Genomic DNA, 12,089 nt, shown 5'->3' on the forward strand with positions numbered 1-12,089 from the left:
TTATTACAAATAGTATGTTATCCGCATCCCATAGTCAAGAATTCTCAGGAATTTTCTGTTAAAAGTTAGCCAGTCACTGTCAACATGTCTTTTAAACGTTCTACTGTTTTCTCTCCAATACCTGGAACATTTTTCAGTTCCTCGACGGTTTTAAACGGTCCTTGTTCGTCACGAAAGCGAATAATCTCTTGTGCTTTTTTCGCACCGATTCCTGAAATCGTTTGTAGCTCTGCTTCTGTTGCCGTATTAAGGTTGATCTTTTCCCCCTGATTTTGCTGAGCAGGTGCTGATTCCTGCAGCGTTTCTAATGACTGTGCCACTGGTTCTCCTTTTTTGGGCACGTAAATAATCATTTGATCTTTTACTTTTTGAGCGTAATTGACCTGGGCAGTATCAGCTTCCTCGCTCACGCCTCCAGCTAAAGCTAAAGCATCCCAAATCCGCTGCTGATTTTTTAGTTGGTAGATTCCTGGTACTTTCACTGCTCCTTTAATATCAACATAGATCATTGTTTCTGCCCTTTCTTTTGTGGCATCTGTGGCGACCTCTGTCGTAGTGGTCAAACTTGTTTCTTCCCACATTGTGGTGTCTACTTGTGGCTCCTTATTAACCATCAAATAAATGCCCACTAATAGAGTTATCAAAATAACTATAGACGCGCCACTACCTAGCAATAGCCACTTTTTGGGTAACTGTTTCAACCAATCCATCGTTTGTCCTCCCTTCAAAATATAATTACGCATTTTTTAACAAAAAAATGCGCCTGGACCAAAAATCACTAGTAATTTTTGGTCCAGGCGTACTTTTATTTTAATTTCTCTAGATAGTTCAAGGCATCTTGAACCGTTTTTACTGGGACAATTTTCATTTTTGTCCCAATTTTTTTCGCAGCTTCTTGTGCTTCTTGATAATTCGATTTGATTTTTGGCTCAACTTTTTTCATTTCTGGAGTTATTTCATCATCAGGTGCAAAGAAAATTTCTGCGCCGTTCTCACTGGCAGTTACAACTTTTTTGTCAATGCCACCGATTCTACCAACGATTCCTTGACTGTTCATCGTACCCGTTCCAGCAATTTCATGACCTTTTCGTAAATCTTTATGACTTAATTGTTCATAGGTCTGCAAAGTAAACATTAACCCAGCCGATGGCCCACCAATATCACCCGCTTCAATAGATACTGGGATAGAAGAATCAATTTCTGTATGATCGGTCAAACCAATACCAATCCCCGCTTTTTTATCTGTTGGCAATTCAATTAATTTGCCGGTCGCTTCTTTTGCTTTGCCATCTTGAATAAATTGAACAGTGACTTTTTGATTTACTTTTTGTGCTTTAATGTAATTCATTAATTCTTCACTGCTTTTAAAAGATTTGCCATCCACGCCTGTCACGGTATCGCCAACTTCAATTTTTCCTTTAAAACTTGAGTTGTCTTCCATCGCTAACACATAGACACCTTTAAATTTCATCTCATATGGAACCTTCGCTAATTTTAAGGCTTGCTCAATTGCGGCGTTTTTTGAGGAATCCATATAATATTGTTGAATTCGATTATATTCGCTATTACTACTATCCCCCATTAATTCTTTTTTAGACATAACTTCTTGAAAATCCGAAAAGTTTGCTTTTATGGCAGAAAAAATAGTGGCCGAACGAATGCCCACCGTTGTTAAATAAAAAGCACCAGACTGCGTATCTTTTTTCCCATCAACAGTTACAAACTCCTTTAAATTTTCAGTCGTTCCTGGTCCTTCAATATAATAAGGAATGGGGACGATAAACAAACCAATTAGCAGCAATGCCAATACCATTGGAATGAGTGATTTAAACGAAAATTTCTCTGTTTTTTTATTCATTATTTTAGCTCCAGTCATTCTTCTTTTGTTTTAACGCGTGATAAATATTTGGAGGAAGATAGTCAGACACATCGCCCCCAAAACGTAAAACTTCTTTTAGTAAACTGGAGCTTACATGTGCATATGGTTCTTCTGCTAATAGAAAAACCGTTTCAATTTCTGGTGCCAGATGTTGATTCATTTTAGCAATGTCTTTCTCGTACTCGTAGTCTTTGACGTTTCTAATGCCACGAATCAAAAAATTAGCCCCTAATGATTTTGCACTTTCCACAGTTAACTGGGTTTCTTGCATAATAACACGCACATTTGGCATTTCTTTAGTTGCTTCTTCAATTAAATATTTTTTCTCTTCTGGCGTAAATAATGTTTGCTTACTTGTATTTATAAAAACACCAATAATGACTTCATCAAATAACTTCGCACTGCGTTCAATCAAATTTAAATGACCATTTGTCATCGGATCAAAACTTCCGGGAAATAGAGCAATTTTACGCATCCTACGCCTCCTGACGATAAATCGTTACTTGAGTGATTCCGTAAACGGTTTCTCTTGTTTTTTCTAGTGTACCAATCGTTTCCGGTAATTTGACAGTTTTATCTGTTTCACAAACGATAACGGCTTCGTTTGTTAATAACTGCCGTTCTAACATCTTTTCTAATTGTGAAACAATTTCTTGTTTGGCATAGGGCGGATCCAATAAGACCAAATCAAATTGTAGCTTCTCTTCATAAAACTGTTCTAAGGCACGATTAGCATCCATTTTTCTAACTTCAAATTTTTCTGGTTCTTTTGTAATCGCAATATTTTCTTTAATTACTTTTAGTGCAGCAAAATTCTTTTCAATACAAATACTTTTGTCCATTCCACGAGAAACGGCTTCAATCGCTAACCCGCCACTTCCTGAATATAAATCCAGCGCCATTCCACCGTCGAAATATGGACCAATCATATTAAAAATAGATTCTTTTACTTTATCTGTTGTGGGCCTAGTATTGTCACCATCTAACGCTTTCAAGCGTCGGCCACCATATTCTCCAGAAATAACACGCATTGTTTCGACTCCTTTATCAATCATTCTTTTATAATTCATTATAACAAAAAGAGTGAAAAATGTTTGAAATTTCTCATAACATTTCTCACTCTTTTACATTAGACATTCTCTGCTAAGCGAATCTCTGTAGATAATTCCTCTACTACATAGCCATCGTCTTCTTGTTCTTGATAAGCCGCTTTGGTACCAATTTTTTCAGCAAAATTCATTTCGACATCTGGTCGATACGATTTATCGACACTACGAACAAAATGTAACTGATTAATTTTTTCCATGTTACTTTCAATATTTTCTTCATTCATGTAAATCACCACATATTTCATTTTTCGTGAAACATAGTGAATCAGTCCATATCGGCGTAACTGTTTTAACGGTTTTAATGTGTATACCCAAACAATTAGGCAACGACGCTCTTGAAGCGTAAATTCTTTTTCTTCTTTAGCTTGCATGGCAGCTTCCTCCACAACCTGAATGTTTCTTTCCTCGTTCAAAGAAAGGATTTCCAGCATCTACTTTAATATCTTCAGAAATTAGTTGCGCAATCTTTAAACCAATTGTATCTAGCAACGTTTGAACGTTTGTCTCAGCAAAACGATAATTTGCAACGATTTCATTTAAATCAAGCGCCCGCTTCGCTTTACGTAGGGCTCGTTGTTTCTCCCGAAAATCGGGTGCATGAATTCCATAAGCTTCTACTCGTTCAAAGGCTGACTTAGCTTCTAAAAATGCTTTTTGTAACTGAGCAACTTCCGCCGAAGCATACATAGCTTTTTTTGTTTCTTTATAGTTTTGAACAGCATCACTTTCTAAAAGTGCTGAAATTAAACATTCTGTTTGATCTTCAATTGCAAATAAATGTTCTGTTACAATCATAACTTTTCACTACTCTCCGTGATTTGCCTATTTTCTGGTCGTTTCTCTAATAAGACTAACACACCTTCATTGGAAAAGGCAACGCCCAATTCTGTCGTTTCTGACTCAGCAAAATAGCTATCATATTGCGGGTCCGAAAACCATGACAAAATAGTAAAGGTACTATCATAAACAGGTTCTTGGAAAATACCTGCTGGTTCTCTCAACGAAAGTTTGCTCGTTTTAACTAATAAAGAAAATTCGTCCTTAGTCAAATGAAAGGGATGAATGGCTGTATGTTCCTCTCTCGTTTGTAACAATTCTGCTTGTCGATTTGCCGACAAAATTGTTGGTGTATGGTTAGCCATCGTTTGATACAATGTTTGGGCATCTTTTTGACTTTGTGTGGAAACTGAAAAAGCAGCTTGATTTTCTTGCTGTTTAACCAGATTCATGACATAAATCGCTTGGTTACTTTGAACAGGATCGAAGGTCATTGACTGCGTTATATCAACTGGCAAAGGAGAACCTTCATTTAATTGATACGGCATTTCCGTGAGCAACGTTTCTTTATTGACATAATTAACTGCCATTAAACCGCCTGTCCGCTGATTAAAAAATAACACTGCAAAACTGCCATTATCAAAAGCAACCAGTGGTCGATAGTTCATATCTTCTTCCATCAGCTCGACATCGTAAGCTTCATGATGAAAATTAAATGCAAAATTCGAATAAATCGTCATTAAATCAGACAAGTCAGCAAGCTTCATATCTATCTTAAACGGTTCTATCATTTTGTCATTGTTAAAGGCCTTAATTGCGATGACTTTATTTTCTCGAACGTTGACTTCTAAGTAATCATTCATCGTCAAACCGAACGTCCATAATTCATACGTACGACCTGTTTTAATTTTTTCTTTAGGATTGCCAAACTGGCGGATAAAGGTTTCCACATCTTTCCCTATGTATGCTGCGTAGCCAGAAGCTGGCAATTCTTCATGAGGAACAGCGGTGTGAGCGCTGGATAAGCGCCCACTTTGAGCTGTTTCGGTTGGTTTTTCAGCAGGGAAAAAAACTGGCTCTAAATATCCGATGAGTAGAACTGTTAAAAAAACAGCAGTAAAGGCCCAAAATCGCTTCATTTTTTCCCCTCTCATCTTATTTTTCTTTCACTTCTAATAACAAATCACCTGAGCTGATTGCTTCGCCTTCTTCAACATAAATGTGATCTACCGTGCCCGCAAAACGTGCTTCGATAGTCGTTTCCATTTTCATGGCTTCTGTAATCAGCAACGGCTGACCTTTTTCTACTTTATCGCCACGTTTGACCAATACTTGTAGAACAGAACCAGACATCGTTGCGCCGATTTGTTCTTTATTAGTTGGTTCCGCCTTTTGTTTTACTTGAACAGCAGACTTAATGGAGGCATCTTTAACTAAAACCTCACGACGTTGCCCATTCAAATTGAAGAACAAGACACGGTTTCCGTCAATATCAGGTTCGCCAATTTCATCTAAACGAATAATTAACGTTTTTCCTCGTTCAATTTGAACTTCCAATGTCTCTCCTTGACGAATACCATTAAAGAATGTTGGCGTATCTAATAAGGTTATATCTCCAAAGGTTTCGTATTTTTGACGATACTCTAAAAATACTTGTGGATACATTAAATAACTTAAAACTTCTTCCAATTTAGGTTGATACCCAATTTTTTCGGCTAATTCTTCTTGTACTCTCGCAAAATCAACAGGTGCTGCTAAGTCACCTGGCCGCTCTGTGAAGGCTGGTCGACCTTTTAGAATAATTCGTTGCAGCTCTTTCGGGAACCCACCAACTGGTTGACCTAAATCACCTTGGAAAAAAGTCACAACGGATTCAGGAAAACTTAGTTCTTCACCATGCGCATAAACATCTTGTTCTGTCAGATTATTTTGAACCATGAAGAGTGCCATGTCTCCCACGACTTTTGAAGATGGCGTCACTTTTACAATATCGCCAAACATCAAATTCACTGTGTGATACATTTTTTTGATTTCATCCCAACGGTGCCCTAAGCCTACCGCTTTTGCTTGCTGCTGTAGATTAGAGTATTGACCACCAGGCATTTCATGCATATAGACTTCTGTTTGCGGGGCATTTAAGCCATTTTCAAATGGTTGATAATACATGCGCACATCTTCCCAATAATGATTGATTTTCTGTGCATTATCAATGTTAATAGTTGGCGTCCGTTCACCATTGACTAAAGCATAATATAGACTGTTCATACTTGGCTGGCTAGTTGCGCCACTCATCGCACTCATTGCGACGTCAACAATATCAACGCCTGCTTTAGTAGCTGCTGAATAAGTGATGATCCCATTACCACTAGTATCGTGGGTGTGGAGATGAATTGGTAAATCCGCGGCTGCCTTTAATTCACTAATTAAACGATAAGCAGCTTGTGGTTTCAATAAGCCAGCCATATCTTTAATCGCAATGATTTGTGCCCCTAAATTTTCCAATTCTTTAGCCATATCAAGGTAATATTGAACATTATATTTTGCTCGGGCTGGATCATTGATGTCCCCAGTATAACAAATTGCTACTTCCGCAATTTTTCCGGTATCCCGAACGACTTGAATACTTTTTTCCATTTGAGGAATCCAGTTTAAGCTATCAAAAATTCGAAAAACATCGACTCCTTGGCGAGCGGATTCTTTAATAAATTCTTCAATAACATTATCAGGGTAATTTTGATAGCCTACCGCATTAGATCCTCTGAACAGCATTTGTAAAAGTGTATTTGGCATCAACTGACGAATTTTTCTTAAACGTTGCCATGGGTCTTCGGTTAAAAAGCGATAGGCAACATCGAACGTAGCGCCACCCCACATTTCACTAGAAAACAGCTCAGGCAGGGCTGCATCAGTTAGACCAGCAATTGCTTTAAAATCTTGTGTTCTCACACGAGTAGCTAATAAACTTTGGTGCGCATCACGGAATGTGGTATCTGTCATTAACACGCTTTCTTGATCCTTAACCCAATCGATGACGGCGGTTGCTCCTTGAGCGTCTAGAATATTTTTAGCTGTGATCACTTTTTCTGGAACTTCAATATCTGTCGGCACGCGCGGAGCTTCAAAATATTTTTTCTCCGTTCGTTCAATACCAGGGAACCCATTGACCGTTACTTCTCCAATGTATTTCATCGTTTTATTGCCACGATCGCGCATACGAGGAAATTCAAATAATTCAGGTGTATTATCAATAAAGGTTGTTTTGGCTTCGCCAGATTGAAACGCTGGATAGCTCACAACATTTTGTAAAAACGGAATATTTGTTTTCACGCCACGAATCCGAAATTCTTTTAAGCAGCGTTGCATTTTACTGATTGCCTGTTCAAAAGAGAAACCATGCGTACAGACTTTAACCAATAAAGAATCAAAGTAGGGCGTCACAGCGTAGCCAGAATAAGCATTCCCTACATCTAAACGCACACCAAAACCACCTGGTGAACGATACGTATCGATTTTCCCTGTGTCTGGCATAAACTGGTTCAGGGGATCTTCAGTCGTAATCCGACATTGAATAGCCGCGCCTTTTAATGTCAATTCGTTTTGTTTTGGCAAATGCATATCTTTATGCAAATCAAGCCCTTGCGCAATTTGTAATTGAGAGATCACAATATCAATATCTGTAATCATTTCTGTGATAGTATGTTCTACCTGAACACGAGGATTCACTTCAATAAAATAAAACTGATCCCCTTCTACTAAAAACTCAACCGTTCCCGCATTCACGTAGCCGACATGCGCCATTAACTGCACAGCAGCCGAACAAATGGCTGCTCGTTGTTCTTCATTCATTGATACACATGGTGCGACTTCTACCACTTTTTGGTGGCGCCGTTGAACGGAACAATCACGTTCAAATAAATGCAAGACATTCCCATGATGATCGCCTAAAATTTGTACTTCGATATGTTTAGGATTAGAAATATACTTTTCAACATAAACCTCGTCAGAACCAAAGGCTGCTTTCGCTTCACTTTTTGCTCTTTCGTAACCTTCTCGTGCTTCCTTGGCATCGTGGGCAACCCGCATCCCGCGACCGCCGCCACCTAAAGCAGCTTTAATCATGATAGGAAAGCCATGCGTTTCACCAAAGGCTACGACCTCTTCCACCGTTGCTACTGGCCCATCTGAGCCTGGAATCGAAGCAATCCCCGCAGCTACAGCTGCTTCTTTCGCTTTAATTTTATCGCCAAAAATATCTAAATGGTGTGTTTTAGGTCCAACAAAAATGATTCCTTCTTCTTCACAACGTTCGGCGAAGCGCAAGTTCTCAGATAAAAAGCCATAACCAGGATGAATGGCATCTGCTCCCGATTTTTTGGCAATTTGGATAATATTTTCAATGTCTAAATAGGCTTCAATTGGTTTTTTCCCTTTACCAACTAAATACGCTTCATCTGCTTTGAAACGATGAACAGAATACTCATCTTCTGCAGCATAAATCGCTACTGTACGGATATCTAATTCTGTACAAGCTCTAAAAATTCGAATCGCAATTTCGCCACGATTGGCAACTAATACCTTTTTCATAACGTCACTCCTACCATCAATTTCCTTCAAATTTATTGGTTCTGTTCTAAAGATAAATAGTACTCATTTTCTAATTTCTGACGTGTTTCATCTGCACTGATATTCAGGACAAAGGCCACAGCAATCGAAATAATCAGCAAACTATTCCCACCTTGACTCAAGAACGGGAAAGTAATTCCTGTTAATGGAATAATCCCAGTAATCCCACCAACATTAATAAAGACTTGAATTAATAACATTGTACCAATTCCAATACACATTAGTGAATTAAAAGGTTTCTTCGAGCGTACACCAACTAAAATAATTCGCGCAATCATAAACATCAACAATCCTAAAATCGCTAGACCGCCGATAATGCCTAACTCTTCTAAAGTAATCGCAAAGATAAAGTCCGTATGTGCTTCTGGTAAAAAGCCTTTTTTCTGAACACTATTCCCTAGACCTTTGCCAAACCAGCCGCCATTACTGATTGCATAATAAGAATTAGCTAACTGATGGCCTAAGTTCCGTTCATCTAAAAATGGATTTTTAAAGACAGCAAAACGATTATAAATATATTGATAACGCGCTGGGAAAATTTTTCCTTTAGACATAATTAATAACTGAATAGCCGTGATACTACCTAAAATGCCCAAGCCACCGACCAAGTAGGTATACATATAATTAATCCCACTTGCTAAAACCATCACGATGGTAATTAATGTTAGAATGGCCGCATTCCCGAAGTCAGGCTGGATTGCAACTAGAGCAATTAATACAAAAACGAGCATCAACGGGCGCCCGGCAGCTTGTTTAAATTGATCTATGCCTCCATTAATTGTCTTTTGTCGCCGTGCTAAAATATAAGACAAGTACCAAACAACCATGATTTTTAAATACTCAGCTGGTTGCATCGAAAATCCACCAATCTCAATCCAACCACGTGCGCCATTAATTTCTTTCCCGATACCAGGAATCCGAACGGCTAAAACCATAACCGTAATTACTGCAATAGCAAACATGATAAAACTTCGATTCTGGAAAACGGATGTTTTCATCTTATAAATAAAAAACATTGCAACTAACCCTACTACCCAAAAGGCAACCTGGTTAATAACGAATGAAGTAGGTGAAAAACCTTTCATTACTTGTAATGCGGATGTGGAACTATATACCATAATCAATCCCACGATACTTAAAATTAAATATGGAATAAAAATACTATAGTCTAGCAAATGCCGTTTCTTTACTTTGTTTGGCAAAGCTTAACCCTCCTTGCCAATCTCGTTTTTTTCTTGTGTTTCTTCATAAACATCTGTATATAATTGATTCAATTCGCGTTCTAAATCACTTAGTAAGCGATGTCCTTCATCATTAGTTAAAATCCCCAAACGGGTCGCATAGGTCACTTGTCTTGAAAAACCATACATTTGTGTATCCACCACTTCTTCAAATGCTTTACATTGAGAAATGCACAAACTGTTTTTTTGATTACGAATAAGCATTTTAATGCGTTCTGCATCGTCTTCTAATAATTGAATGGCAAATTTCTTTGAAATTCCTTCGTCCATTTGTACAGAACCTCCCTATCTTAATTAAATAATTATAACATAATTCTCAGTTAGATACATGATGATTTCAGAAAATTTCCTTTAAGAAATTTTCTAAAACCAAGCGATATATTAAGTAAGAAATCTCTTTATATAACAAGCTTATTTTATCAATACAACAACAAATACATTAAAAGACTTTTTTCTTATTTTCTGCTTTTAATTTTAAATAAAATAACAAACTATATCATTTTTTTGTTTCTTGATATTCTTTAATTACTTCTAAAAAGGCGGTGCCATATTTATCTAATTTATTTTGGCCGACCCCTTTTATTTGCAATAATTGAATCGTTGTTTGCGGTAATTTTTCACACATTTCTTTAAGTGTACTATCGGAAAAGACTACATATGGCGGCACGCCTGCCTCTTGAGCCATGTCCATACGTAATTCGCGCAATCGTTCAAACAAGGCATCATCCACTGCTACCTTTCGAACTTTTTGGTCTTCTTTTCGGAAGACCTTCCGTTCCCCTAAGAGCACCTGAACACCTTCTGTCGAGACTGATAACAACGGAAATTGCCCATCAGAAGGAATTAAATAACGTTCTGCTGTTAAATAATCAATCAGCTGTGTGACTTCTTTTTGCGTGCGACCTTTCATTAGTCCGTATGTTGGCAAACGATCAAAATGCCATTGATCAATTTTTTGATCTTTTGAACCAGTCAAGACTTTACCAACTAAGCCCTTACCGAAACGTTCTCCCATACGTTTTACACAAGACAAGACTTTTTGGGCATCGACCGTAATATCGACTAATTCTCGATTATCCAGACAATTCGAGCAGCGACCGCAGTCCGTCCCTTCTTCACCAAAATAGCGTAAAATATATTTTTGTAAACACATTTGTGCATTCGCATATTGTGACATTTCCCGTAATTTCAAGTACTCTTTCTGCTTATAATCAATGGTCATTTCAGATTGTTCAATAAAGTATTGTTGAATTTGTAAGTCTTGTGGAGCAAACATTAACACAGCATCACTAGGCAGACCGTCACGACCAGCTCGGCCGGCTTCTTGATAATAAGATTCAATATTTCCTGGTACTTGTGCATGAATGACAAAACGAACATTACTCTTATTAATCCCCATACCAAAGGCATTTGTTGCTACCATCACTTGCACTTGATCATACAAGAACGCTTCTTGATTTTCACTACGTAGCTGTTCACTCATACCCCCATGATACATCCCAGCCGCAATTTTTTTATTCTCTAATAAATGATAAATTCGTTCAACTTCCTTCCGCGTGCTTGCATAAATAATACCTGATTGCCCAGTATTCATCTTTAAATATTCCAAAAGAAAAACGTCTCTATTTTGATCTTTCACGACTTGAAAAGATAAATTTTCTCGAGCGAATCCTGTTTTGATTTCATTTTCTGATGGAATTCTTAATTGCTTGACAATATCCTCCGCTACTTGTGGCGTTGCTGTAGCTGTTAGTGCAATCACAGTTGGTTGTTGTTGAAATTGATCGATAATCTCTGCTAAACGCAAATAGCTTGGACGAAAATCATGCCCCCATTGTGAAATACAGTGTGCCTCATCTACTGCCAATAAATCAATCGGTACATGTGTCAGCATCTGTTGAAAATCATAAGATTCTAATCGCTCTGGCGCAACATACAATAGCTTGACTTCTTTGTTAACCGCTAGTTGAATACGATGATTCATTTCTTGATAGGAAATGGTACTATTGATATATGTAGCTGGAATTCCCATTAAATTCAGGGCGTCTACTTGATCTTTCATTAAAGAAATTAATGGTGAAATCACCAATGTTAAATTATCCAGAAGTAAGGCTGGCAACTGATAACAAATTGATTTGCCTCCACCTGTTGGCATAATGCCTAAGACATTTTCTTGTCGCAATACATGACGAATAATCGTTTCTTGTCCTGGCCGAAAATCATCATAGCCAAATGTATCTTTTAATAATTCTTGTAATGCACTCATTTATTGCGCTCCAATCTTTGTTCTACAAGTCATTTTAACACGCTAATCTAACAGGAACAAGGTGTGTTAAAACAAGACACAATCGTGAAACACCAGTTAACGTGAAACATCAAAAAGAATGAAAAATTGTGAAAGCTTGCTATCAAAAGCTTTCAAAAATAGCGACATTTGCTTGTTGTGGATAACGAGTAGTT

Annotated in this window: 11 protein-coding genes; all 11 read right to left on the reverse strand. The window is 37.7% G+C overall.

Features of this window, described 5'->3' with window-relative positions:
- Positions 1 to 65: 65 nt before the first annotated feature.
- The 11 genes from MKZ30_RS09410 to recQ all read right to left on the reverse strand — a co-directional run bounded on the left by MKZ30_RS09410 (position 66) and on the right by recQ (position 11,895).
- Complete coding sequence (locus tag MKZ30_RS09410) at positions 66 to 743, reverse strand: helix-hairpin-helix domain-containing protein (protein ID WP_249958757.1); 678 nt, start codon at positions 741 to 743, stop codon at positions 66 to 68.
- A gap of 62 nt (positions 744 to 805) precedes the next feature.
- On the reverse strand, positions 806 to 1,876 hold the full coding sequence (locus MKZ30_RS09415) for a SepM family pheromone-processing serine protease (RefSeq protein ID WP_033601296.1): 1,071 nt from the start codon (positions 1,874 to 1,876) through the stop codon (positions 806 to 808).
- Positions 1,863 to 2,354 (reverse strand): pantetheine-phosphate adenylyltransferase, encoded by a 492-nt coding sequence (gene coaD / locus MKZ30_RS09420; protein ID WP_002356693.1) that lies wholly within the window; start codon positions 2,352 to 2,354, stop codon positions 1,863 to 1,865. Before coaD ends, MKZ30_RS09415 begins: the two co-directional genes overlap by 14 nt.
- 1 nt (position 2,355) lies before the next feature.
- Complete coding sequence (rsmD, locus tag MKZ30_RS09425; protein ID WP_002414371.1) at positions 2,356 to 2,949, reverse strand: 16S rRNA (guanine(966)-N(2))-methyltransferase RsmD; 594 nt, start codon at positions 2,947 to 2,949, stop codon at positions 2,356 to 2,358.
- A 59-nt stretch (positions 2,950 to 3,008) separates the two neighbouring features.
- Positions 3,009 to 3,359, reverse strand: coding sequence for a YlbG family protein (locus tag MKZ30_RS09430; RefSeq protein ID WP_002359714.1), 351 nt, complete (start codon positions 3,357 to 3,359; stop codon positions 3,009 to 3,011).
- Entirely contained in the window at positions 3,349 to 3,783 is a 435-nt protein-coding gene (locus tag MKZ30_RS09435) for a YlbF/YmcA family competence regulator (protein ID WP_002356689.1), read from the reverse strand. Before MKZ30_RS09435 ends, MKZ30_RS09430 begins: the two co-directional genes overlap by 11 nt.
- Positions 3,780 to 4,904 carry a CAP-associated domain-containing protein gene (locus MKZ30_RS09440; protein WP_002379682.1) on the reverse strand — a complete coding sequence of 375 codons (1,125 nt, stop codon included), beginning with the start codon at positions 4,902 to 4,904 and terminating at the stop codon, positions 3,780 to 3,782. Before MKZ30_RS09440 ends, MKZ30_RS09435 begins: the two co-directional genes overlap by 4 nt.
- A 16-nt stretch (positions 4,905 to 4,920) precedes the next feature.
- On the reverse strand, positions 4,921 to 8,349 hold the full coding sequence (locus tag MKZ30_RS09445; RefSeq protein ID WP_033601295.1) for a pyruvate carboxylase: 3,429 nt from the start codon (positions 8,347 to 8,349) through the stop codon (positions 4,921 to 4,923).
- Positions 8,350 to 8,381: 32 nt separating this feature from the next.
- A complete protein-coding gene (locus MKZ30_RS09450) occupies positions 8,382 to 9,590 on the reverse strand; it encodes an FtsW/RodA/SpoVE family cell cycle protein (protein ID WP_033591652.1) in 1,209 nt (402 codons plus the stop codon).
- 3 nt (positions 9,591 to 9,593) lie between these two features.
- Positions 9,594 to 9,899 carry an Fpa/YlaN family protein gene (locus MKZ30_RS09455; protein ID WP_002356684.1) on the reverse strand — a complete coding sequence of 102 codons (306 nt, stop codon included), beginning with the start codon at positions 9,897 to 9,899 and terminating at the stop codon, positions 9,594 to 9,596.
- Between the two features lie 226 nt (positions 9,900 to 10,125).
- A complete protein-coding gene (recQ, locus tag MKZ30_RS09460; RefSeq protein WP_002368957.1) occupies positions 10,126 to 11,895 on the reverse strand; it encodes a DNA helicase RecQ in 1,770 nt (589 codons plus the stop codon).
- Positions 11,896 to 12,089: the final 194 nt, after the last annotated feature.

Origin of the sequence: Enterococcus sp. LX10, from assembly GCF_023539285.1 — a bacterium.
GTDB classification, from domain to species: domain Bacteria; phylum Bacillota; class Bacilli; order Lactobacillales; family Enterococcaceae; genus Enterococcus; species Enterococcus faecalis.